General features: G+C 43.0%; 17 protein-coding genes. 2 read left to right on the top strand and 15 right to left on the bottom strand.

From position 1 onward, the window contains the following. Positions 1 to 34: 34 nt before the first annotated feature. The 10 genes from R2Q85_RS02320 to R2Q85_RS02275 all read right to left on the bottom strand — a co-directional run bounded on the left by R2Q85_RS02320 (position 35) and on the right by R2Q85_RS02275 (position 10,636). Positions 35 to 502 carry a hypothetical protein gene (locus tag R2Q85_RS02320; RefSeq protein WP_316810127.1) on the bottom strand — a complete coding sequence of 156 codons (468 nt, stop codon included), beginning with the start codon at positions 500 to 502 and terminating at the stop codon, positions 35 to 37. A 345-nt stretch (positions 503 to 847) separates the two neighbouring features. Beyond that, complete coding sequence (locus R2Q85_RS02315) at positions 848 to 1,732, bottom strand: AraC family transcriptional regulator (protein ID WP_316810126.1); 885 nt, start codon at positions 1,730 to 1,732, stop codon at positions 848 to 850. 80 nt (positions 1,733 to 1,812) lie between these two features. Then, a complete protein-coding gene (locus R2Q85_RS02310) occupies positions 1,813 to 3,897 on the bottom strand; it encodes an alpha/beta hydrolase family protein (protein WP_316810125.1) in 2,085 nt (694 codons plus the stop codon). An 8-nt stretch (positions 3,898 to 3,905) separates the two neighbouring features. Next, positions 3,906 to 5,087 (bottom strand): glycoside hydrolase family 88 protein, encoded by a 1,182-nt coding sequence (locus R2Q85_RS02305; protein ID WP_316810124.1) that lies wholly within the window; start codon positions 5,085 to 5,087, stop codon positions 3,906 to 3,908. 18 nt (positions 5,088 to 5,105) lie between these two features. Continuing rightward, positions 5,106 to 5,849 (bottom strand): SDR family oxidoreductase, encoded by a 744-nt coding sequence (locus R2Q85_RS02300; protein ID WP_316810123.1) that lies wholly within the window; start codon positions 5,847 to 5,849, stop codon positions 5,106 to 5,108. 38 nt (positions 5,850 to 5,887) lie between these two features. Continuing rightward, entirely contained in the window at positions 5,888 to 6,799 is a 912-nt protein-coding gene (locus tag R2Q85_RS02295) for a dihydrodipicolinate synthase family protein (RefSeq protein ID WP_316810122.1), read from the bottom strand. Further along, entirely contained in the window at positions 6,786 to 7,721 is a 936-nt protein-coding gene (locus tag R2Q85_RS02290; RefSeq protein WP_316810121.1) for a DMT family transporter, read from the bottom strand. The genes R2Q85_RS02295 and R2Q85_RS02290 overlap by 14 nt, the downstream gene beginning before the upstream one ends. Continuing rightward, positions 7,718 to 8,857 carry a mandelate racemase/muconate lactonizing enzyme family protein gene (locus tag R2Q85_RS02285; RefSeq protein ID WP_316810120.1) on the bottom strand — a complete coding sequence of 380 codons (1,140 nt, stop codon included), beginning with the start codon at positions 8,855 to 8,857 and terminating at the stop codon, positions 7,718 to 7,720. The genes R2Q85_RS02290 and R2Q85_RS02285 overlap by 4 nt, the downstream gene beginning before the upstream one ends. Before the next feature lie 5 nt (positions 8,858 to 8,862). Then, entirely contained in the window at positions 8,863 to 9,825 is a 963-nt protein-coding gene (locus tag R2Q85_RS02280) for a 3-hydroxyacyl-CoA dehydrogenase family protein (RefSeq protein ID WP_316810119.1), read from the bottom strand. A gap of 19 nt (positions 9,826 to 9,844) precedes the next feature. Next, positions 9,845 to 10,636 (bottom strand): creatininase family protein, encoded by a 792-nt coding sequence (locus R2Q85_RS02275; RefSeq protein WP_316810118.1) that lies wholly within the window; start codon positions 10,634 to 10,636, stop codon positions 9,845 to 9,847. Between the two features lie 345 nt (positions 10,637 to 10,981). Between R2Q85_RS02275 and R2Q85_RS02270 the strand changes: the two genes are divergently transcribed. After that, entirely contained in the window at positions 10,982 to 13,039 is a 2,058-nt protein-coding gene (locus R2Q85_RS02270; protein WP_316810117.1) for an immunoglobulin domain-containing protein, read from the top strand. Positions 13,040 to 13,231: 192 nt separating this feature from the next. Then, positions 13,232 to 14,284 (top strand): hypothetical protein, encoded by a 1,053-nt coding sequence (locus R2Q85_RS02265; protein ID WP_316810116.1) that lies wholly within the window; start codon positions 13,232 to 13,234, stop codon positions 14,282 to 14,284. 33 nt (positions 14,285 to 14,317) lie between these two features. Here the strand turns inward: R2Q85_RS02265 and R2Q85_RS02260 are convergent, their stop codons facing one another. Genes R2Q85_RS02260 through R2Q85_RS02240 form a run of 5 tightly spaced genes read right to left on the bottom strand, consistent with a single transcriptional unit; the run spans position 14,318 to position 24,476 of the window. Then, the gene (locus R2Q85_RS02260) at positions 14,318 to 17,425 is read right to left on the bottom strand and encodes a DUF5107 domain-containing protein (protein ID WP_316810115.1); all 3,108 of its coding nucleotides are present in this window, start codon (positions 17,423 to 17,425) and stop codon (positions 14,318 to 14,320) included. Positions 17,426 to 17,469: 44 nt separating this feature from the next. Then, complete coding sequence (locus R2Q85_RS02255; protein WP_316810114.1) at positions 17,470 to 18,903, bottom strand: acetylxylan esterase; 1,434 nt, start codon at positions 18,901 to 18,903, stop codon at positions 17,470 to 17,472. Positions 18,904 to 18,905: 2 nt separating this feature from the next. Further along, complete coding sequence (locus R2Q85_RS02250; RefSeq protein WP_316810113.1) at positions 18,906 to 20,798, bottom strand: glycoside hydrolase family 28 protein; 1,893 nt, start codon at positions 20,796 to 20,798, stop codon at positions 18,906 to 18,908. Positions 20,799 to 20,826: 28 nt separating this feature from the next. Further along, positions 20,827 to 23,154, bottom strand: coding sequence for a glycoside hydrolase family 20 zincin-like fold domain-containing protein (locus R2Q85_RS02245; RefSeq protein WP_316810112.1), 2,328 nt, complete (start codon positions 23,152 to 23,154; stop codon positions 20,827 to 20,829). Positions 23,155 to 23,189: 35 nt separating this feature from the next. Then, entirely contained in the window at positions 23,190 to 24,476 is a 1,287-nt protein-coding gene (locus R2Q85_RS02240) for an Ig domain-containing protein (protein WP_316810111.1), read from the bottom strand. Between the last annotated feature and the right edge of the window lies 1 nt (position 24,477).

Raw genomic sequence — 24,477 nt, 5'->3', positions numbered from 1 at the left:
AATTGATAAGGTTTAAAATAAATTATTGGATAGTTCATGCCCTGGCATGTAGATTTTTATTTAATATTCCATTCATTAATACCTCCCAATAGCGGGCTTTTTTTTCCAGCTTATTCCTTCTCCATTTATGGTCTGAGAATTTATTGAAGAAAGTAATGGTTAGGGGAGCTTTATCCTGATCCTGATAAATGAGCTCCATTTGGATACTGAGCTGCTTCTTAATCAGCCGGCAGTTGTCTATATCTTCCATATCCACAATCCGGATGATGTTGTTCTTCAGGTCTACGTACAGTACTTTGTGCTTCACCAGGTCGAACCCCAGGGTCTTTTTCCGGAAATGATCTGTAATGGAAAGCTGCATCCTGTTACTTGCAGCAATTTGTTTGACAAGCGTATGCAGACGGGCTTCATCTTTTATTTTCCATAGCCTGTATTTTTTGATCAGGAAGATCAGAAGGAATAAAAAAATGAGTATGATGGAGAATATAATGTGATCAGACATGTTTAAATAACTAAATGCCGGAACAGCAGTTCATGCCTGCTTAACCAGAAAAGACAATAAGAAAGAATAATTAAAAGGAAGGCCCCAGACCTGTCAGATAGGTTGGGGTTTAATTGATAAAGTCTTTACTGCTTTTTAGAAAAGCATCTCCCAATTCAGATTGGAGTGTAATAAAACGGTTAAACATAGCAGTAGCCATTCGCAATTGGCTTGCAAATTTTTTATCGGATAGGCTATTTAACTGTTTATATGGGTTCATTTAAAACAAATGTAACCCAATCGCCTTTCATAAAAAAATATTCAGGCTTATAAGCGGTATTATTGCACTATTATGCCAAATGGCAATTATAATACCGGAATTTTTGCCGTTTTCAGAAACCTGTTCCTGTATTCCTTAGGAATAATGCCTATGATCTTTTTAAAATGCCGGTAGAAATTAGAGAGGTTATCAAAGCCACTTCTGTAGCATATTTCTGAAATGCTGTAATTGTTTTCCATCAGCAACCTGCAGGCATGTCCTATACGTATTTCGGTAACGCAGTCAGAAAATGTTTTACGAGTATGGTATTTAAAGTATCTGGAAAAAGAGGCAACACTCATGTTGAGTTTTGAAGCGATTTCCAGCACATAGATCTCCTTGGTATAGTTTTTCATGATAAACTCAAATGCATTATTGATCTTCTCGGTATCTCCACTCTTATTGGCCGCGAACCCCGCAGAAAGCAGGGGTTTTAATTCTGTACTTTGAGATAGCTTTACCAGGATCGCAAGCAGGCTGAGCAGGCGTTCTGCAGGATCCTCTTCATGCATATGATACAATTTGTTGATGATGTATTTTTTTGTTTCTCCATGTATCTCCAATGCGAGGGATGACTTTTCAAGTAACTTACTGACCAGGTTCATTTCCGGAATTTCAAAAAACTGGCTGCCCAGAAAGTTTTCCGTAAAATGGATAAAGGTTGAGCCTGCTTCCAGGTTATTGTCTTCGGAATAAAACTCTTCACTGTTTCTGAAGAGATGCGGGATGTTGGAACCAATTAAGGAAAGATCGCCTTCTTCGAAATGACAAACACTATCGCCAATAAAACGGGTTCCCCAGCCTTTCCTGATCCAGACCAGTTCATATTCTTTATGCAGATGCCATCTTTTATCAAAATACTTGCAATTCCATTTGCTGTATAAAAAAGAAGCGTCAGAAGAACAGGGTAGTTTATGTAATTGTGGTTTCATACTTCTAATTATATTAATATAATTATCACGAAATAATAACCTTCTAATATAACCAATTAGCAGGTTAAAAATTCAATCATTTACAGATTCTGCTGGTCTGCCATTGCAGCCCAGGGTTCAACCTGTGAGATTTTTTTGGAGATCAGTTCCCGGTAACAGTCGGGCAGATCAAAAGTTTTCAGCACTCCCGGAAGCAAGGTCGCCAGGGGCCAGTTATAATCTTCAGCCACAGCAATATCGCTGTAACTCGTTAATGCATTTTTAAGGCTGACCTGGACAATATGGTCAGACAGCAAAGCCGCAAATGTTGCAGGTAAGGCTCCCCATCCCTTTCCCGCGATGTGGATTTCATCATATCCATTGAATTTAAGCCAGTTGACCACTTTAAGCACATCATAGGTACGCTGCCCCAGATAAGGATCATGGAGCATGATGCTATGGATGGCATAAAAATAATCACTGCCGTAAGGATCCTGAAAACCAATTGAACAGGTATTGGGTGTCGATTCGCCAATACCCCGCACATCGCAGGTAAACACCACCGAGTCAGGCTCTTGTCTGATCAACTCGTCAAGAAAAGGTTCTTCCTGCAATTCTGCATCTGCTGAACGGTGTGATATATAGAGCAGGGCGCGTTTTAGTTTGCGGGGTACTCTTGAAAACAGCTCGGTAGCAGACAGGCAATAAACTATAGAAAATATCCCCGGTACCGTTTCTACAGTATAGGTAGCACAGTGTTTTGATTTGCGCCGTTGACCAAAAGGACGCAGGATCCGATAATCTGCCAACCCATCAGCATCCGGTAATTTCAAAGCTGTTATTACCGCTTTTTTCAGGCCCTCTCCACCGGGATTTCCCCTGCCTGCCTTTTGTGCTGCAGAAAGTTTACTGCTGATCGATAACAAGGTTGCTTTTCCAATGTCCAGCTGTCCCTTTGCAGTGCACCAGAGGGTTTCTGGTTTTTCCAGTACAATTTCAGGTTCTGTATCTCCTGTGGTTGCTCCGGTTGCTTTGTTAAAGAAGGCATACATGGCCTGCCTGTTGGCTTTAGAATAGGCATGATAACCGGAGTCTGTAAACAATTGGATATTTTCTTCTTTACCCAGCAAACGATATAATTTTTTAAGTCTTTCATAGGCCTCGGCAGTTCCCCTTGTATCGAAAAAATCTTTTTCCTGGCTCAGTAAGATCACTGGTTTAGGGGCCATACAGGCAATAAAATCTGACTGGTCAAGACCAGCGGCAAGTACACCAGGCAGGCATTGTTCTGTATCGGCGGGTTCTTCATTTTCCAGGTTACGCCTAAATGTAGTAACCCAGCAGCAAGGGGCAGCCATGGTAAATCTTGGCTCTATGGCACATAAGAATGCGGTTTGCATGCCGCCTCCTGAATTTCCGGTTACACCTATATGGCTGGGGTCTACTTCCTCCCTGGTCAGTAAATAATCCAGGGCCCTGATGGCATCCCAGGCAAACCAGCTGGAGATCGATTCACCGGTGAGAAAGAGCTGGTTACCTGCATATATGTGTTCCGAGGTACCAATGCCATGACGTGGTTTTAAATCTTCAGAGACCGCCTGGATACGTTCTCCCTGCGCTATCGGGTCAAAAAGCAAGACCACATATCCTTTACTCACCAGGCCTTGGGCAAAGGATTGTTCATCGCCGTAAGCTTTGCTGGTTCTGCCATGCCCTACAGTACCAATAATACCGGGTAAGGGAACCGATTTGTTCTTTGGCAGGTAAAGATTTGCTGTTACCACGAAATCCGGGCGGCTTTCAAAGGTCACTTTTTCTATGGTATAATTATTTCGCTCAAGTATTTCAACAACTTTGGCATTAAGCGGCGTTTTTTCCGGCCAGGGGCCAAAACAGTCCATAAATTTTTTACGGACATCGCGAATATAAGCCAATGCATCATTTTTGCTCCGTATTCCCGCACGCCGCTTTTCGGCCCGCTGCTCTATTTCACGGACCCGATGCACAAAATATTCCTGCACCATTCTTGGAAAGCGGTTTAAAGCGGGCTGTTTGGCATTTGCAGCAATACTTACTTTATTACCTGTAATTTTTTTAGTGGCATAACCAGGAATTACGGCTGCTCCCATCAGGCTGAACCCGGTTAAACCGGTAAGTTTTAAAAAATCTCTTCTTTGCTTTTCCATGATCATAACTATTTTAAGCGTTCTATCTCGTTGCTCGCAAGCAGAAATGAGCCCACACCTTTCGGATCATTCGTTTTTACACGTTCTTTTAAATAATAGGCATAGCTACCATCCCTGTTGTCGTCTAAACCTGCTACCACTACTGTTCCCTTCAGATTTACCTGTCCATCAGGCGCGGTTTCAATAAAGGTATTGATGATCCCGTCAAATCCTTTTGTAGCTGTGTGTTTAAATTTCGCGGAGAGATACCCCAGCCTTACTCCTTTTGCAAGGGCATAAACAAACATATTTGAAGCAGAAGCTTCCTTATAATTTCCTTCGCCTTTCGGCTGATCAAGCACCTGGTACCATACTCCTGATGAAGGGTCCTGTACTTTGGCAATGGCTGTTGAAAACCGTTTGAGGATGGCCAGTATTGCTGGTCTTTTAGGGTGGTTCTGTGGAAAATATTCCAGTACATCAACCAATGCCATGCCAAACCATCCCATAGACCGGCCCCAAAAACTAGCGGATAAGCCTGTTTTTTTATCGGCCCATTTTTGTTGCCTGGCTTCGTCCCAGCCATGGTACAAAAGACCTGTTTTACTATCCCTTGCATGGTTTTCCATATAAATGAACTGGTTGGCGATATCGTCAAAACTGGCCGGTTCATTAAATGTGGCAGCGTACTCCGCGTAAAAGGGCTCTGCCATATACAAACCATCCAGCCACATCTGGTAAGGATAAATGTGCTGATGCCAAAATCCTCCTTCTTTGGTTCTGGGATGTGTTTTAAGTTGATCCCGCAACAGCATTGCTGCTTTCTGGTATTTTTCCTGATGGGTTGCTTTATAAAGTGTAAGCAGGATGCGGCCATTTTTTACCTGGTCCAGGTCATAATATTCTTTTTTGTAGCCTTTTATAGATCCGTTATCGGTAACGAAGCGATCCATGTTTTTTTGTACGTATTTGAAATAGCGCTCATTTCCTGTACGCCGCCAGATATTCGTCATTCCTTCCAGCACTAAGCCTGTAAAATAGGACCAGGAAGCAGGTCGGCCCTTCTTTTCCATTTCCACTGAATCTTTCCAAATCGTCATTACGGTATTTGCCATTTTTTCAGACCAGTTTTCCTGGCGCTGTCTGGCATTTACCGCAGTCCAGATCAGTATCAAAAAAACAACTGCAATATATTTAAGGGTTTGTTTCATCCTGTTTCCATTTAATGTTTAATAGGTAGCCCTGCCACCGGTAAGATCGAACGTAAAGCCTGTGGTAAAACTATTCTCTTTAGAAACAATATACATCGATAAATTAACGGCTTCTTCCAGCGTCCCGCACCTTTTCATCGGGATTTTATCAATCATATACTTTACCTGGTTTAAAGGCATGGCATCCACAAGGGCGGTACGTATAACCGCAGGAGCCAGTGCATTAACGGTAATTCCCGTTTCAGCATACTCTTTTCCCTGTACCTTGGTCATGCCGATCACCGCTGCTTTTGAGGCCGAATAGGCCAGCATACCTGCATTGCCCTCTTTACCAGCTACCGAAGCAAGATGGAGTATGCGACCATACCTGAGCTTCATCATATGGGGCAATACAGCCTTGGTAATGTAGAAACTACTCATAAAATTCAGCTCAAAAACTTTATGCAGGTCTTCACTGCTTACGTCATGACTAAACACATTCGTCGCACCCGTAATGCCGGCGCAATTGATGAGGATATCCACCTTGCCAAATTCGGCCACAATGGCTTCTATGGCTTTATTCACCAAAACCTGCTTTGTAATATCAATGGGAAATAATTTTGCCTTTGCGGCATAGCTTTTAAATTCGGTTTTCAAGGCCGCACCATTAATATCCAATAGCGCTACAATTGCACCTTCCTTTAATAATTTATGTGCCAAAGCAGAACCTATTCCCGAGGCCGCCCCTGTAACAATTGCTATTTGTTCTTTAAATTCATTCATCTGTTTGGTTTTCTAGGTGTCCGCTTCAACAATTTGGGTTATTCATTTATGGCTTTAAGCAGTCTTTTGTTTAGTTCTTTAATGTATGCCGCTGTTGATGCATCTGGTATATAGGCTGCTCTACGGGCTACACTGTTGTGCAATATTCCTCTGGCGATTAACAATTCTTTTTCAGCGTAGTGAAAGAGTTCCATATTTTGCAGGGAAAAGAAGATCTGCGGCATTACTTTTTCGAATAAATCGAATGCTTTATCGTTCTCGCCGTTTTTCCGCAACCGGAATACTTTTTGCAGGATATCTGCTACGGCAAGACCAGGCATTACCCCAACAATGCCAATCGGAATCAGCTCCATCATATACAAACCACCCCAGCCTTCCAGCAGGCCAACTTTTCCAGCGGTGCTTTTAATGATGTCCTCAAATTTTGGGGCACACAATGGTTCTTCCAGTTTCAGGTATTTGAAATTGGGATGTGCTTCCATTAATGTGGTAATCAGTTTTACACTTATCGATGAACCGCCTGGATTAAAATCCTGGATCAGGACTGGGGTATCAGGTACTGCGCTTAAAAATCCAGACAAATATTCTTTTATAGCATCCTCTGCCAGACCGAATATGCGGGGTACAGCAAGTGAGATCAGATCGGCTCCTGCGGCTACATTAGCCTGCGCCAGTTTAACTGCTATTTTTAGAGAAGGATGGTTAGATTGTGCTATAATTTTTAATCGCCCTGCAGCCTGGTCAACGGCAACTTTTACTACCCTTAACCGTTCCTCATCAGTGAGTTTATAAAACTCACTTGCATAAGCGGGTAGACAGGCTGCCTGTACACCGGAGCTTATTGCAAAATCGACCAGGCGCTTCAGTGCAGGCTCATCAACTTCTTCAGTTTCTGTAAATGGAGTAGGAATGATAGGTATAACACCTAATAATTCTTCAGTGGTTTTCATATTTATATTTTATCTGGTTGTTTTGGTTCATTCTATAATCCACTATGGTGATAATCAGCGTAGAAACAAAGACCAGGATGCCACCGGCAATGGCCTGGTTGTTCAGCGTTTCATTAAGCCATATTGCGGCAATCGGCAATCCCATAAAGGTGATGAGGTAATTGGATAAGGCGACCTGCATTGCATCTAATACTTTTAATGCCCTGAAAAACAAGACCATGGAAAGAAAATTATGAAAAAAAGTAAGCAGCAGCATCCCTGTCCAGGTTTGTGTGGTAAAAAAGGGAATTCTGGCATATATATCCCTTTCATAATACCATACCAGCGGCGAGAGCAAGATCAGCATGACCACATAGGTATAGCATACCATTTCCATTTCTGTATACCTGTCTGCCACTTTTTTACAGCCCACATTGTAATAGGCGTTGCCTAAAATGGCCAGAAAGATGAGCACATTGCCCAGCGCATACTTAGAGCCGAAATCCATTTGCTTGATATCGCCTGTAGAACATAATATGACACCTACAATAGCAATAAAGAAACTGAACCACCTGATTTTATTCATTTTTTCCCTCAGCAGCAGGAAAGCAAAAAGGGCAGTAATTACGGGTAAACTCAATGTAAGAATGGCCGCATTACTGGCCAGGGAATACTGGGTGCCCCAGGTCATCAATACTTGTGCAGGGAAAGCGCCCAACAAGGCCAGCTGCACGAATACCAGTACATCTTTAAAACGCTTCCCTTCCTTCTTAAAATCTTTGATTACGAAAGGAACCAGGAAAACTGTAGCCATGAGCATTGGGCCATATACGGTAAAATAAGGACCTACCTGATCCTGTGTTAGCTTGATACAGGTAAACTGCATGGCCCACATCAGGTTACAGGCAATGAGTAAAGACCAGGATACCAGCGTTTTTTTCATGATGGTGTATTTAATTGTATACCGGTTTTAAACTTTTCCATAGCAGCCCGGTCCAGTGATACACCTAAGCCATCACCTTGCGGAACCACTGCGGCCCCGTTTTGAAAAACAATGGGGTCTTCGATGAGGTCATCCGTCCGTACCAGCTCGCCAAAAATATCAGAGGGTATGCTGCAATTGATGCTTGCTACTGCAATATGCAAGGCCATAGCTTCTGAAATACCCAGGTCAACTTCCGATCCGCGCCAGCAGGCTTTCCCTTCCAGATGGGCAATTTCTGCCAGCAGCAGGCTATTGTAAGCAGAACCGTTAAAATTATATCCATCAGCTGCATCTGCCTTTACAAAAGTGATCATGTCTTTAATGTCCTGGGTATAGGGCAGGGAAATGTGCCTGAACAAGGGAATTCCAAGCTTTGCTTTCAGGTACCGGAACCCTGCTACATCTGCATGCAGAATAGGATCTTCCAGGCCAAGCATGATTTTCTTGTCTACGCCTTCCATCAGCCGCATGGTCGTTTCTACATCGTTCCACCTTTGGTTGGGGTCAAGAATAAGCTGGATGCCATCTCCGCAGCGTTTCCTGATTTCTTCCGTCCAAAGCCTGACCGGATCTTCGTCCGAGCACTTAAACTTAAACACTTTATGTCCTTTTTTCATGGCCTCAAAGGCCTTTTGTGCAGCATCCTCAGGAGTTCTTCTGCCAGTCCAGCCCATGCATTCCACCACCTGCCTGTACCCACCACCTAAAAACTGGTACACGGGCACGCCTAGTATTTTACCCAATAGATCAAGTATGGCACTTTCAAAAGCTTCGTAAATCCTTTGATCGGCAACAGGAAGCCTTCTCCAGTTCAATTTTAAAATATCCTGTCCCGTTAAGGTTTGCATGGCTTGATGGATCAGCTTTTTTGAGGCAGTTCTGTAAGTTTCTCCAATGCCTGTTAAACCATTGTTCAAGCTGATCTCCAGGATCCATTTTGGCTGATCAGCAAAGCTGGTCCAGCTTGCCCCGGTCAGGAATTTCTCCGCAAACTTAGCATCGCTGTCTATAACGCTGTCCGAATTCAGGCTGCCCGCTTTTGCAGGTACAATTACTTCAGTTGCTTTTATGGCTGTAATGATGGTATGGTTCATCTCGTTTATAAGTCTCCTATGTTTTGCGGATATTTTTCTGCCAGTTTCCTGATATCGTAACTGAATTCAATGAAAAGTTTTTCCCACTTTTCTGCACTCTCCTTGGTATAAGGGTAAAAACCCTTTGCATTACTTACGCCCTTAGCGCCCGATGAAACCAATTGTTCCAGCATTGCCGGTGTTTTTTTGCTATTGTCAAGATCCGGGAACAGCTCTTCCATTACCGTTAAATAGGCAGGTATCCCGGTCAGGTCCATAAACCTGAACGGCCCGGCAAAAGTAATCCAGTAGCCCAGGTCATTCCTGAGTGACCGGTCGATATCTTCGACAGTTGCAAAGCCTTTTTCTACCAGATGAAAGGCTTCTCTCAGCATCGCGTACATCAGCCGGTTGGTAATAAAACCCCTGACATCTTTTTTTAACAGGGAAGGCTCTTTTCCCCAGCCTTCTGCTAACGCGATGATTTTTTCAGCATATGGAACAGCAGACTGATTTCCACAGATTACTTCCATAAACCTGGTAATGTGTGCTGGTTCGGCCCAGTGTATACCCAGCAATCTTTCCGGATGTTTGAGTTCCAGTTGTAAAACTGATACGGGAATTGCAGAGGTATTGCTTCCTATAACTGCTGTAGCCGGTAAAACGGCTTCCAATTGTTTAAACACGTGTCTCTTTTCTTCAATATTTTCGATGATAGATTCAACAACCACCTCATAACCAGTCAGTGAAGCAACATTGTCGGTTATGGTAAATCTTTCCAGGATATCTGCAGGCGCTTCATGTATAATATTTTCAGTTTTTAGCTGCTCCAGATAAGCCTGAACACGATGGCGTGCTTCCGGAGCTTTATTGATATCCCTGATGAGAGAAGTAACCGGATGTCCGGCCGCTAAAATACAAGTAGCAATGCTGCTGCCCATCAATCCAAGCCCGACTGTTCCTATAGGTATCTTTTTATGCATCTTCATTAATTTCAAATTTTAGGTTTCATTTGGTGCTCAGATCATTAAGAAAGGGCCAGCTTTTAAAATCTTTAACAAAAGCTGTAAGTGCTGTTAAAGCCTGGGTAAACAAATGCTCCCCTTTTTTTGCCGAAGCCAGCTGGGGTTCTCCGCTGCTGCCATTACCCGAAATGTAGGGTGTTTGTTTAACCATGCTTATTCCTTTATAAGGTTCATCATCTTCCCATGGGATATAGCCATTGCTGGCTGGCCTTTGGGCACGTTTAATATGTTCCGGAAAAACTTTTTCAGGAAATAAATGAAGCATCAGACTGGTTTCATATTCACAGGCATGGCTGAGGGCCGGACTTTCCATCGGCTGATCTCCGCTAAAGGCACTGCCAGCCAGTTCCCAATAGGTAGCCAGTACGATATTTGGATTCATTGTTGCATCATACCTGGCACTTAAGATGGAAAGGGCCTGCCTCACCGGCGTAATGTTTCCGCCATGGCCGTTCAATAGTACAATCCGTTTGAACCCACCCGACAACAATGAAGCTACCAACTCGACAATAACCTGCGTGTAAACTTCCGCTGGCAAGCTGATCGTGCCCCCAAATGGAAGATGATGGTGACTGGAACCAAAAAACAGTGTTGGGCATAAAAGTATATCATTGGGTAATACCTGTTCGGCCGCAGCAGCCAGCCTGCCGACGATATCACTGTCGGTTGAAACCGCCAGGTGAGGACCATGTTGTTCTATCGCACCAAGTGGCAATATAGCTATATGGTCTTTACACTTATTAATTGACTGAAAACCGGCTGATGAGAATAACATATCTGTTTTTTTTCTATGTGATAAAATTAGAATATACCAGTAGCTGATAATTCTGTTTATGAATTGATTATGTATACTTTATTAACATACCTCCATAGATTAATAAAGTATTTTACCGGTAGTTGTTAAGCAATTTACATAAATCCCGAGAATCTTATTCCTTTCTGCCGCTCAATATGCAACGTATCGAGATCAATTTTGCCAGCCTGCTGCCCTGTATATTTTCAAATGGCTGTTCCGGTAAAAAAAGTACGCATAATAGATTGATTACTACATATTTATAACGCAACATCCCGATAATTTTAATACAATCAATTATTTAATCACAAACAAATTCTAATCATTATGAAAATCCAATCATTACTCCTCTTGTCGGCGCTCCTTTTTGGCAGCTGTTCGAAGGTACTTGGCCCAGGTGCCGAAAGCCCGGGCAAGACAAAAGCTGACCAGCTGATGCTCCAGGGCTTTACCGGTGACGAACCCTGTATTGGCTATGCCATGGTTAACGGAACCACTACCGGTGGCGCTGGTGGTTCTGTTGTTACTGTAACGACTTTTAACGATTTGAAGGCGGCTGCTGAAGGTAACACTACCCCTTTAATTATCCAGGTTTCTGGAAGTATAACCGGAGCTGGGCTCATCTATGTAAAATCCAACAAATCTATCATTGGCCTGCAAGGTTCAGTGATTACCGGTGCAGGTTTCGGGGTTTATGATGGGATGAACAATGTGATCTTCCAAAATCTGACCATAAAAGATGTGGAAACCTACACCAACATTATTGTTAAAAATGGTTCACACCATGTTTGGGTAGATCATTGTGAACTTTCATCCGACCGTACGCACGGATGGGACTTTTACGACGGCCTGATAGATATCGGAAACTGGTCTGACTATGTAACCATATCCTGGAATAAACTACATGACAGCCATATACCAATTCTTATTGGTTTTGGAGATAATGTAACACAGGATATCGGGCACTTACGCACAACTGTACACCACAATTACTTTTATAATGTATCAGAGCGTCAGCCCTGCACCAGGTTTGGCTATATGCACGTATTTAACAATTACGTTTCAAACAGCAGTGGTTACGGTGTTGGCGCAACAATGGGAGCCACTGTCCGTACAGATAATAACTATTTTGACAATACGTCAAGGCCGCTCTGGACCGATTTTAATTCAGCACCAGGATACTTCAGCGGAGCGAGTACCAATTACTATGCCCCATCCTGCGGACCAAACATCATATCAACTGCGCCGTCTACCTGGACACCAGTGGCCGACTATTCTTATGCCGCCTATCTGACTACACCTGCCCAGGCCAAAATTGATGTACTGGCTGGTGCAGGGCCTTATTTTACCACAACAGCACCGGCTATTGCCACACAGCCCAGCAGCTTAACCGTTAATGTAGGTGCCAATGCTACCTTTACCGTATCGGCAACCGGCACACCTACCCCAACTTACCAATGGAAGAAAAATGGGACCAACATTAGCGGTGCTACTTCAGCCTCATTAAATTTAACCAATGTACAAACTACAAATGCCGGCAGTTATACCGTTGTGGTAACCAATTCTGCTGGCTCGGTTACCAGTAACGCAGCAGTATTAACTGTAAATACCGTTTCAGGCACTACCTATCAGGCCGAAAATGCTGTACTTACAGGCGGTGCTGTCGCTGAATCAGACAATCCAGGCTGGAATGGTACAGGTTTTGTAAATTCACCAACTACCGGGGGCTCTATGCAGTTCAATAATGTTAACGGACAAGGTGGGGGTACCAAAACACTTACTATACGTTTTGCCAATGGTGCTGGCCCATTAACAGGACAGCTTGTGGTAAATGGGGGATCGCCTGTCAGTTTAACCACTGCTTCAACCGGTTCATGGAGCACCTGGAACACCATGACGGTAAGTATTACGCTGAACAACAATTCAACGAATACGATTGCCCTTAAATCGAATGGATCTGACCTGGGCAATATAGATGAGATCAACGTATCTAGCCCTGCCACTCCCGACACTTACCAGGCAGAAAGTGGAACACTTGCCGGTGGGGCAGTATTTGAGACCGCATTCTCTGGTTGGAATGGTACGGGCTATGTGAATCCGCCAACAACCGGAGGGTCGGTACAGATTAACAATGTGGATGGAAACGGTGGAGGAAGTAAAACGATAACCATACGCTATTCATTACTTTCTGCTCCAAGCCGTGTGGCACAATTGGTGGTCAATGGTGGTACACCGGTTAACATTACCGCTGCCGCTACCGGATCCTGGAGTACCTGGACAACCGTTAATGCCACAGTTACCTTAAATAATAATTCGACAAATACCATCAAGATACAAACCAACGGACAGGACTGGGGTCTGATCGACCAGATTATAGTTCCCTGAGCTTAACAATTAAAACTATCGAGGGTGTTCTTAACCGGACACCCTTTTTCATTTCCCGGGCAGGAAGCTATTTTTCTAAATTACCGTTCCCGTCAAAAAAGTACGCATAATAGATCGATTACTACATATATGTAAAGCGCTATCCAGATAAATTTAATACAATCAATTATTTACCACAAACTAACCTCAATCATGATGAAGATCCAATTATTATTTCTCTTACCGGTAATCCTTTTTGGCAGCAGTTGCTCGAAGGTAATTAAGTCAGGTGCCGAAAGCCAGGAAAAAAAAACGACCAAACAATTGATTGATAAAGGATTTACGGGTGATAAACCCTGCATTGGTTACGCCATGGTTAACGGGAACACTACCGGTGGCGCTGGTGGTGCTGTTGTTACTGTAACTAACTATGACGAACTGAAAGCTGCTGCAACAGGAAACACCAATCCATTAATCATCCAGGTTGCAGGAAGTATCACCGGAACCGGGCTCATTTATGTAAAATCAAATAAATCAATCATCGGCCTGCAAGGATCAGTAATTACCGGGTTGGGTTTCGGGGTATACGATGGTATGAACAATGTGATCTTTCAAAACCTGACCATAAAAGATGTGGTAACTTATACCAATATTATTGTTAAAAATGGTTCGCATCACGTTTGGGTGGACCATTGCGAGCTTTCATCAGATCGTACGCATGGATGGGAACATTATGATGGCTTAATAGATGTTGGAAACTGGGCAGACTATGTGACCATATCCTGGAATAAACTACATGACAACCATATCCCCATTCTTATCGGTTTTGGGGATAATGTAACAAAGGATACCGGACACCTGCGAACTACAGTTCATCACAATTTTTTTTATAATGTATCCGAACGCCAGCCCTGCACCAGATTTGGATATATGCATGTATTTAACAATTACATTTTAAACAGCAGCGGCTACGGAGTTGGCGTAACGATGGATGCCACAGTGCGCACAGATAATAATTATTTTGAAAATGCCAGTAAGCCTATATTTACTAATTTTAATTCGAAGCCAGGATACGTGAGCGGTGCAGAAACTAATTTTTACGACCCCTCTTGCGGTGCAAACATAATAGCAACTTCTCCTTCTACCTGGACACCAGTTGCCGATTATGCTTATGCAGCCTATCTTACAACGCCACAACAGGCCAAAACAGAGGTATTGGCTGGCTCCGGTCCATATTTTACAACAAGATCCAGGGAAAGCAAGTAGCAAATTAAGAAATGTTATATTTCAGGTTCAGTCCTATAAACGCATAGCAATGATTTGTAGCAGTATTTTATAATTCAGGTCTCTGGAATATTTACCCATTTCAGTTGATTTCCCTGCTTTATACGCTTGGAACACCCAGGCCGACAGTTCATTACCCGGCTCCTGATTCAGCCATTTTTGTAAAAGATCTTCAGCTTCGATGGCTTTTCCTTTTTGTTTTAAAGCCCAGGCACTGATCAGATTGGCAGCTGAATTTTGAATTTTACCATTGTTCTGGAAAACATCAAAGGCCAGAATTTTATCCAGCATTTGCTGCGCAGCTGTGGTTTCTCCCAACAGCATAAAGTTCCGGTAAGCCATCCAGTCTTCCAATCGTTCATCAACCTCGGTTTCGTAAGGTTTGCCTACGCCAAGATTTTCTGGCCATATGCGAGCTGCTGAGATTTCATTTAAAGCCTTTCTATAGTTCTTCTTGTTCATTTCTTCCAGTGCCAGCTTCAGCAAGGTTTCTTTATACAATTCTCTTCCGCTGGTTCCGCCTTCGCTTGGAAGAACAACAAGTGATTTCAGGAGTTTTTTCGCTTCAGCATACTTACCGTTCAGCACCAGCACTTTTGCTTTTATGGTCCCGATAAGATAGTTGCCGGAAAAATCTTTATAAGCAGCATCAGCCAGCTGCAAAGCCTTTACAGGAGCCTCCGCTGAAATATAATACTGGATCAGACTTTCCCTGTAGCGCCAGTTGTGTGGGTCAAGTGCTGCTGCCTTCTGCAGGTCGGCAAGCATAGCGGCGCTGTTCTTTTTAGGTAATTTAGCCCTTGCAGCATAATATGGAGCATATTTTGGTACATCAGCAATCTGATCAAACAATGCTGTTACCCGTTCCATATTGTTCAGGTGCCAATGAATTAAGGCCAGGTGGTACTTCAGTTGCCACTGCCCATTTTTTAATATCAACTGTTCCAGAATTTCAGCGGTCTCTGTGCGAAAAGGGAACACCAGATCCAAACTCAGATCGGCATCGGGCACCCCCTTATTTTGAAGAGCGGCTTTCCAATAACTAACGATGGTATGTGCAGGTGCCAGTTCAAGCACCTGGTTTGCTTCGAGCTTTAAACCTTTATGATCATACCATATGGCCAGTTCGAGAAAACTTTCCTGTGGCAGTTCATTGCTGATTAAAGTGGTAAACTGATGCTGAACGGCCAAACTGCCCCTAAGAAGGTATCGTTCAAACCTGGCAAAATGATTTAAAGGATCATATGTTAAAAGTGTATCCAATACATTTTCTGCTTCCTTTTTTTTATCGAGTAAACGGTAGCATACCGCCAGCTGCTGATAGGCATCCATAGCATAACGGTTATAATCTATACTTTTAATTGCATAAGCTATGCATTTTTCAAGCGCTTTCATTTTCAAATAGTGACCCGCGAGCAAGGTATAGGCGGCACTGCGGTACTCCACACCCATAGCCGCAATGGTCAGGCCATCGATCGCATCGGCATTCATGCCTAATTTTAAATTGATTAAGCCATAGTAATAATTTGCCGCATCGTCATAAGTATCGATAGCTAAAGCTCTTTTAACCTGGCTCAATGCCTCAGTGTACTGCATTCGACGGTATAACAGCATGGCCAGCTCTGTTAGTGCGGGCATATAATGGGGTTCTTTTTCCAGTGAAGCCCTTATATTTTCTTCTGCCGCAGTATACAATCTTTGTTTGTACTGCTCCTTGCCCAGGAGGTATAGTCCGTATCCGGATTTCCAATCAAAATCAGCAGGCATATCCATAGGCCGGTTTAATTTACCGCTTTCGGGTGATGCATGGTAACTAAGTTTATGCGCTCCGAGAATAGCAACTATCTGCCCATGTGCTGTTGTTAGCCGGACAGAATCTTTAAACAATTGCAAGGTATTTAGCCGGAGCGTCCTGGAATACACGACCTCATCATTTACCTTGATCTTTAATTCGTCCTGAACAGGCTGTAAGGGAGAGAAAAATACCTTTAACCAGCCATCCTCTTGTTTAACATTTAAAGCGCCATAGTTATTGGCTGCAACTACTCCTTTTGTTTTTACAATAGGAAACCAGGTTTCTGACCATTGATCTGTTAAAAATGGGGCAAAACCTTTATGTTTAAAAGGGCTGAAAGTACTTTTCTCATCCTCCTGAATAAATAAACGGCCGCTTTGCACTTCAACATACTGTCCATTGGTGTCTGTCAAAAGCTTTTCCCAGATCATACCTTGTGGAGACAGGCCCCAGATCCAGATCTTTTGTCCGTTCTTTTCACCCCTGCCAGAATACCTGCCCATTCCAAAATCCTCATCGTGCCAGTAGCCTGCAAAAAAATCATTTGCTTTACCAGCCACATGGTAGGATTTAAAACTGCCAAAATCATTGTTCTTATAAAAAGAGATGTCCCTACCATTTTTTTTATCGATAGGCCAATCGTTATGTTCTCCGCTATGTCCAAGATATTGAGTACCCGGAAAAACAAACTGCAAATTACCGTCCGCTTTAATCCCGGCGGTCATCCAGGAATAATAAGGTTGCGCTGTAGCAGTTAGATTGTACCAAAACGATGAGGTAGTAAAATAAGCTTTATCCTTGGGTAAATTAATGTCTAAACGCCATGCAGAACGGCTCAGCAGATCTAGATTTCCGATTACACAACTGGCGCTCCCATCGTTTTTATGGATCAAAGTATAATCTACCGGAGCAGATACATGGGCGGCATGTCCCATAATGCCATAATTGGCCTCTATTCCTCCGCTTGTCCAGGGGCCCCGCAATGCGATATCCCTGAATTTTACCACCTCATTGTTGTAGATAAAGGCTTTCCCTGTTGATTTTTCGATGGCAGTCCATATTTTACCACCAATTTCAGGCAAAATCGTTGCTTTGATGTAATCATTCTCCAGTTCAATCACTTTCCATTTCTTTTCGATGGCCTGATTGGTATAGCCATCAAAGCGAAAATACGGGTAGAGTTTTCCAAATTCAGGGATAGGATCAGGATCAGAAAAGGGATAGGTTTTAAAGATTTTAATGTATTCTTTAACAGTTGCTTTTTGTTGCCCGCTGCCGGCTAATGAAATGCATAAAACAGCGCAAATGCTTGCCATTAGTTTCTTCATAATTGCCCCTTCTTTTTTAGAAAATATTTAAGGAATGGTGAACATTACTGTGAATGGTAGTATAGAAATGCTTTTTGAATGGCTTCATGACCTTTCAAGGCAGTAAGGGGCCAGGCATTTGCCGGAGTAAAAACCTGCATTTCGGTGTGTTTTTGAATCCTGCAGCCACTTTCATCTACCTTTCCTGCTTTGTTTTTAACCGCATTTAAATTTAAACCCAGCTTTTTTGCAAAAAAACCATACATGGGAACCCTTTTTGAATACCCATAATCGTGACCTTCGTTGGGCAGGTGAACATTTTCGATGTTGGCTCCCTTTCCATAAAATCCATAGATCTTTTTAAGATATGGATAATCTGTACCAGGTACAGACCTGGTCCAATCGGTCCCATCAGATATCACCAACAGTGGTTTAGGCGCTATTAATGCAGCTATTTCCGTATTATTGGTTTTATGCCCATCGCAGAGGTCATGTATAGGTAAACCACTCTCACATGGGCAACCTCCGTAAAAACTGGAAGACACCATCACCACAGGTACGCTAATACTTATTCTATCGTCTAAAGCGGCCAGCAGAAAGGATTGTGTACCTCCTCCCGAAGCTCCGGTTACACCTACCCTGCTTTTATCAGCATTTGGTAAGCTGAGCAGAAAATCAAGTGCACGCATGCTGTTCCAGGTTTGTATGGCTAAAGAAAAACCCGTTTCATGAAAGGATGTACTGCCGGTTTGTACAGCCGACTCTCCCCAGGAATACATATCGTAATTGAAAACAATTGCACCCATTTTTGCCAATGCCGCACAACGGTATTGTACATCTTTACCGTAACGGCCACTACCTTCGCCGGTCATCGATTCACCTGCCCCATAAAAATGTCCGTTTGGCGACAGGATCACAGGAAATGGTTTAGGGCCATCATTTGGGAGGTATAATGTTCCACATACGAAATAACCCGGAATGCTTTCAAACGCCACATTTTGCACCGTATAGCCATGCATTTTAACCTTAGCTCTTATGATAGGATTAAGGGGCGTTCTTTTGATTTGCTGATTTATACCCAATGCAGTTAACATGCAGTTACGCAGGGCCCTTTTCCTTTTATCAAAAGCTGCTGCGTCGGGATAGGACTTTAACAGCTCATCCAGGTGTGCGCTACCGGCTGATTCAGAACGTCTGTAATATTCGTAACGCGAGATCAGGTAAGTATTGTTTCCCATTTCCCGGTATCCCAAGCCAATAGGATTTAAAATATTATCTAAAGTATGGCCCAGATCGGAGGTAATCCGCCAGCTGGCATATTGCACTTCTGCATTTTTTAACCTGTCATCACAGTTAATTTTAACCTGAAATGTTTGCTCCACTTCTGTTAAAACCGCACCCAGTGTCTTTTTATATACGTCTTTGGGTTGCTGTGCCTGTCCGATAAGTGGACTGGCTATAAAAAAAGCGATCAGGAAATGGTAAACAGCTGTTTTCATGGTTAATCTGTAATGGCAACATCGTGATAAAGCAAATAAGCTTTGGCTATTTTTAATCCGGAACTTTCATCTCCGGCAGTAATTTCAAAATTTACCTGCTGGTTTTCATCAAATTCTTTCAATAAGGTGATGGGTGCCCAGCCCCATTCTTTCCAGCTGATATAAAATTCTTGCGTAATGCCCAGGTATCTTACGACAACTTTCTGAGGTATGGTTGATTCGTTCAGCATCAGCAGCCGAAGCTGGATACCGCCTTTATGGCTGATGTTCAGTTTAACCGCAAGGGGCTTATTGCTCAATGCGGCTCCATTAACGCCTTTGATAAGCGTCCCTTTAGTTACACTGTATTTGGTTTCAGTTTTAAAATCTTCGAAAGTGCTATCATCGGTTACTGCGCTTGTTTTCACAAGCTCAACTTGCTGCCCCTGCAAAACGTTATTGCTCAGGTAAACAGCAGTCCCCATGTTGTCTTCCGCTTCAAATAAAGCTTTGCTGTAACCCATGGAAGTACAAAAACTGGCCATAATACGATCTGAATTTCGGAGGTAGACCATTGGGCTGGTCTTTTCTTTAATTTCGGCCTTCACCGAAAAGAGTTCCAGGTCATTGACCCTGTCAAATACCAATGCCGGTCTGCTCTCCTTTTCAGCCGCATACATTTTTACATTTTGTAAATGCAGGCCATCCACATTTCTGCAGTATAATCCATAGGCAGGCAGGTTTTTAAACATCGTGGACATCGGATATAAAAACTCAGCAAAAGGCACTTTATTATAAGGACCAGGTTTTTGTGCCCATACGTAGTTTACCGTATAATTGCTGATGCTTACATTTTTAATTTTTTGGCTGTGCATACCCATGATGCTGGAAGGTGATTTTGCATTTGTCACCGAAACATTATTGATCTGGATATCCTTTACTTCATCAATCTTATTTACATACTGACCAGCCTGATAAGGTCTTGCCCTATTGCCCAGCCTGATAAAAATCGGGGTGTTTACATTGTCCATTACAATGTTCTGGATCAGGATGTTCTGCATCATTCCTCCATCAACGGTCATCAATTCTATGCCCGCATGATTGGGTACGTCCTTAAATACACAATTACTTACCGTTATATTTTTAAAACCACCATTGGATTCTGTACCTATTTTTATAGCTGAACCTGTAGTTCTCATGACACAATTGCTGATGCTGATGTCCTGACAAAGCATATCGTTTGTTGCTTTCAATACAATGGCATCATCGGTGGTCAGAAACCTTGAGTTTGAAACCGTAACACGCTCGCAGGCATCAATATCCAGGCCATCTCTATTGCCCCTCGCTCTGTTTTCGATCACCAGGCCATCAATATTCACGTCCTTACAGGCTAATAAATGAAAGGTCCAATTGGCCGATTCCAACAACTGCACATCGCGGATGATGATATTCTCGCAATTTACCAACCGCATCAGATAAGGCCTGAGGTTTTGCGGCCTAACTTCCTGAAAATTTTTCAGGCCGTTGCCATGTATCACTCCGGATCCGGTGATAGAGATGTATTTGGCATCCTCAGCAAAGATCATAAAATATTTCGCATAGAGGTCTTTACTGCGTGAGGGCATTTTTTGCGCTACGGCGGTATAATCCTTATAATCAGGGCTGCCCAGCAACATGGCACCGGCCTGTAAATGTAAGTTGATGTGATCTTTAAGGATGAGGGTGCCAATTTTATAAACCCCCGCCGGAACCGATACCATACCACCTTTATTTTCAAAAGCCTTATCTATGGCATTTTGGATAGCACGGGTATCTAAGGCAACACCATCACCCTTGGCTCCAAATGCCTTTACATCGTACTGTGCATACAGCATTACCGGGATAAACAAACTTAAAACAACTAAAATAAACTTCATATGTATTCAGCAAAATATGGAACAAAAATTAATGGGCCTCCAGCCCTATCGCTTCAGTCACCTTAGGGTTTTCAGCAATGCTTAATGCCAAAAGAACAATGGCATTTCCCTTTTCCTTTTCATTCACCCCACAGAGCCTGACCTCTTTTATCTTTTTTCTAAACCTGGTATTTTTCCATTCAAATGCAAAAAAAGTAACCGAAGTATCCCCTGCTGCACTACAATCAACTGCGACAGCCTGATAAGCATGTGTGCTGGTGTTTTCGGTCATTTTATCCTTTTTTATTCTTTTGTTCAGGTTCCAGTCTAAAATATTTACCGCGTAACGGATAGGAACTGTTTCCACAAATCCATCTTCAAAAACAATCTCATACCAGCCCAGCAGTTCTGCCGTATCATCAAAATTGTATTGGGAGTAGTAGCCCTTTCGGTTGCCTGCTTCTTTTGCAGAGGCATGCAAAAACAGTAAGCTGCTTACATCTTTATTGATAGGAATTCCCTTAAGGGATGGCCTTGCCTCTGCTTTTTGGCTGCTGACTACCATTGCAATACCAGCTTGATCATCGGCAGGTTTTAAATCAAATGTCCGGTTCCCGGAACTTACCCTGCCCTGTAAAAGCTTTTGACCTAAACTATCGGTCCCTTTTGTTAAGGAGGAATTGTAAAGCCGGGAAATATCGACCGGACTCACTTTAGCACCATCATCGCTTGGCAGCGTTTTTCCACTTAGATTTTTATAGGTTTCAGCAACCAGTGGTTCCATCATTGTACTCAACTGATTTGGTGACAAATAGGATTTTGACCACAACAGGTTTGCATCAGCAAAAATATCAAACATCAGGTCCTTGTTCATGTTTAAGGGCGTTGTTGCAGACCAGGAAGAGGGGGCGCCACCTAATATTCCCTTGATTTTAGCCCTGTCCTGCCAGTTGCTGATCAGGGGATGAAAGTTCCCATATACCTGTTTAAAGCCAAAATCAGCTACTTGCTGGTCATTCTTAATATCAGTAAAGAACCAGTTAAAGATCAGAATATCCTTTGGGATCAGTTGCTTTACCTGCTCTAGTGTAAGTGCACCAGGGATTTTGTATTTATAGCCGGTTAAGCTTGTCCACTCCTGAAATCCTTTTGAAGTTACGGATTCCAGCAAATGGTCGCCCCAAATGGCAGTCTTAATTCCTCTTTTAGCGAGATAAGCATGGATTTTATTTAGATCCCCTGCATACAGTTCACCGTAATCTTTTCCCCGGCACAGGTTACATACGTCTTTTTCAACCCGCCATTCATCGTGCCCAACATGGATCATTGCGGGCTTTATCACCTCAATATACTCATCAAGCACATCAAAATAGATGTCGTAGATTTTAGGCTTTAACGGGCAATAGGTATCAGGATAGGTCTGTTCGGGATTCTCTGCCAATTCTTTATGCCCTGAAAGCAGGTAGTAAGCATGGGTTAAAGACGGTAATTCAGGAATCACCTCCATGTTAAATTCCCTCATATAACTGACCAGATCGGCCACATCAGCCTTCTCCAGTATTCCGCCATCTGCGTTATCCTGATGGGATGAATCCTGAAATTCGCGATGTTTTCCGGGTGGGCGGTCTATCCTGCTGTAATTTAAATATTTATTAAAGGCTACAGCACCAATATTCAGTTCGGGATGCAAATCCAGACGCATGTTGGCATTTAATTCCAGGATGATCTTATTGTATTTGTATAAAACTGCAAAGTCTTTAATGAACCGCTTAAAGAACTGGATATTTTCTTTACCCGGAAGATACAGTTTAATCCCTCTGAAAGCATATTTCGGACTGTCTTTAACCATAATCCCTGGGATAGAGATTTTATTGTTTTCTTTAGTAATGAGCTGCCGGAGTGATGAAAGTCCCATAAATGCACCATTTTTACTGTTTGCGGCAACAACAACCGTATTTCCGGAAACCGCTAAAATGTATCCCTCCTCTCCCAATTTCTTTAAGGCCGGGGTTAAACCATTTTTGTTACAATAGGCATTAACCAGTGGGTTAGCCAGCGAACCGATCAACAGGAACTTATCCTTTAAATTATAGCTTGTCTTTTTTACTGTTTTGATGGGAAAACCATATTTATCAGCCAGTTCATAAGCCAGAGATCTGGCTAAAAACTCATCTGCTGCATCTGGCTTTTCCCGCAGGATAATGAAGGTAGATTCATCCAGAATGAACCTACCTTCTGTTAATTTGACCTCCTGGGGAATTGGATAGATCAGTGGCCTGTCGCGGGTATTGGCATGCCCTTTGAAACACAACAGGTTAAATAAAACCAGGAACCCCAAGCTTCGGCAAATGATATTTTTTCTGATCGTCAAATTCATCCTAATCGCATTATAATTATCTCTCTGTAAAATACTTAATCTTTAGTAAACGTCCAATCATCTGTATACAGGGTTTTGCCCCCGTCAGAATAGACAAATACATGGATAGAAGTAGTACCCGCAGGTATCAATGTACTAAATGATTCCTTTTTAAAGGTTGCTGAGGTAAATGGAGGGCCGCCGACGTCTTTAAGTCTGCCGTCCGGACTGTAACATTGAACGTTAAAGTAAATGCCATTTCCGGCACCTACTACTTTACACCAGCCGGATAAGGTATAAGTTGCACCGGCTGTAAATCCGCTGGTAATGATCTGTCCGCGACCAGTATCTGCTGTAGGTCCTATTTTAAGTGAGTTCTTGCCTTTATAAACATGAGCAGGATCTGTATTCAATTCAGAATCAGAACCATATCTCTTGTCCCATTTGGTTAAACCATCTTCCAGGCCGGGGTTGACCAGCAGGTTTTCTTTTTCAACAACCACCTCGCAAACAGCTGTTTTACTACCATCTGCAGTGGTTGCAGTAATGATAGCCGAACCAAAAGTAACACCGGTTACCAATCCCGTTGCGCTTACTGTTGCGACGGCTGTATTGTTGCTGCTCCAGGTTACCAATTTATTGGTGGCCAATGCTGGTGCTACCACTGGTTTTAGTTGAGCGGTCTTATCTGGCTGAATAGATACCGTAGCAGGCAGTGTAACGCCTGTTACGGCTACTGGGTTTGCAGTAACCGTAACTTCACAACTGGCGGTTTTACCACCATCAGCAGTAGTAACTGTAATGAATGCTGTACCGGCAGTTACACCTGTCACTAAACCTGTAGCGTTTACAGTAGCTACAGCAGCATTGCTGGTAGCCCAGGTAACGTTGTTATTGGTAGCAGAGGCTGGTGCTATAATTGCACTCAGCTGAACGGTACGTCCAATGGCCGTAGCCGCTGTTTCATCGGCCTGCGTTACGGCAAATACCTCTATAACGTTAGCTGTTACGGTGATCACACATTTTGCGGTTTTATTCCCATCTACTGTCGTTGCAGTAATGGTAGCTGTACCCAGGGTAAGGGCGGTTACCAGTCCTTTATCACTGACCGAAACAACAGCTGCATTGCTGCTGGCCCAGGTTACGGCTTTGTTACCGGCGGTTTTTGGGGCTATAGTAGCAGTAAATGTGGAGGAACTGCCAACTACCATAGAAGCCGTTTCAGAAAACAATACTACATTTTCAACCGGTCCTCCGGTGGTTTCCTTATCCTTTTTACATCCGCTTAACCAGGTAAAAGACCCCAGAAGCAGCAAGGCGATATATTTTAATTGCAATTTCATC

Source organism: Pedobacter heparinus, assembly GCF_032678725.1.
In the GTDB taxonomy this organism is placed as follows: domain Bacteria; phylum Bacteroidota; class Bacteroidia; order Sphingobacteriales; family Sphingobacteriaceae; genus Pedobacter; species Pedobacter heparinus_A.
Note: the sequence above shows the minus strand (reverse complement) of the source record. Positions and strands in the feature narration are given on the sequence as shown.

What these genes read in the sequence shown, in the direction of transcription:
- R2Q85_RS02290 (WP_316810121.1), bottom strand. Translation starts at nt 7,721, where the DNA reads ATGAAAAAAACGCTGGTATCCTGGTCTTTACTCATTGCCTGTAACCTG.
- R2Q85_RS02280 (WP_316810119.1), bottom strand. Translation starts at nt 9,825, where the DNA reads ATGAAGATGCATAAAAAGATACCTATAGGAACAGTCGGGCTTGGATTG.
- R2Q85_RS02260 (WP_316810115.1), bottom strand. Translation starts at nt 17,425, where the DNA reads ATGAAGAAACTAATGGCAAGCATTTGCGCTGTTTTATGCATTTCATTA.
- R2Q85_RS02265 (WP_316810116.1), top strand. Translation starts at nt 13,232, where the DNA reads ATGATGAAGATCCAATTATTATTTCTCTTACCGGTAATCCTTTTTGGC.
- R2Q85_RS02305 (WP_316810124.1), bottom strand. Translation starts at nt 5,087, where the DNA reads ATGAAACAAACCCTTAAATATATTGCAGTTGTTTTTTTGATACTGATC.
- R2Q85_RS02310 (WP_316810125.1), bottom strand. Translation starts at nt 3,897, where the DNA reads ATGGAAAAGCAAAGAAGAGATTTTTTAAAACTTACCGGTTTAACCGGG.
- R2Q85_RS02240 (WP_316810111.1), bottom strand. Translation starts at nt 24,476, where the DNA reads ATGAAATTGCAATTAAAATATATCGCCTTGCTGCTTCTGGGGTCTTTT.
- R2Q85_RS02320 (WP_316810127.1), bottom strand. Translation starts at nt 502, where the DNA reads ATGTCTGATCACATTATATTCTCCATCATACTCATTTTTTTATTCCTT.
- R2Q85_RS02315 (WP_316810126.1), bottom strand. Translation starts at nt 1,732, where the DNA reads ATGAAACCACAATTACATAAACTACCCTGTTCTTCTGACGCTTCTTTT.
- R2Q85_RS02285 (WP_316810120.1), bottom strand. Translation starts at nt 8,857, where the DNA reads ATGAACCATACCATCATTACAGCCATAAAAGCAACTGAAGTAATTGTA.
- R2Q85_RS02255 (WP_316810114.1), bottom strand. Translation starts at nt 18,903, where the DNA reads ATGAAAACAGCTGTTTACCATTTCCTGATCGCTTTTTTTATAGCCAGT.
- R2Q85_RS02300 (WP_316810123.1), bottom strand. Translation starts at nt 5,849, where the DNA reads ATGAATGAATTTAAAGAACAAATAGCAATTGTTACAGGGGCGGCCTCG.
- R2Q85_RS02250 (WP_316810113.1), bottom strand. Translation starts at nt 20,798, where the DNA reads ATGAAGTTTATTTTAGTTGTTTTAAGTTTGTTTATCCCGGTAATGCTG.
- R2Q85_RS02275 (WP_316810118.1), bottom strand. Translation starts at nt 10,636, where the DNA reads ATGTTATTCTCATCAGCCGGTTTTCAGTCAATTAATAAGTGTAAAGAC.
- R2Q85_RS02245 (WP_316810112.1), bottom strand. Translation starts at nt 23,154, where the DNA reads ATGAATTTGACGATCAGAAAAAATATCATTTGCCGAAGCTTGGGGTTC.
- R2Q85_RS02295 (WP_316810122.1), bottom strand. Translation starts at nt 6,799, where the DNA reads ATGAAAACCACTGAAGAATTATTAGGTGTTATACCTATCATTCCTACT.
- R2Q85_RS02270 (WP_316810117.1), top strand. Translation starts at nt 10,982, where the DNA reads ATGAAAATCCAATCATTACTCCTCTTGTCGGCGCTCCTTTTTGGCAGC.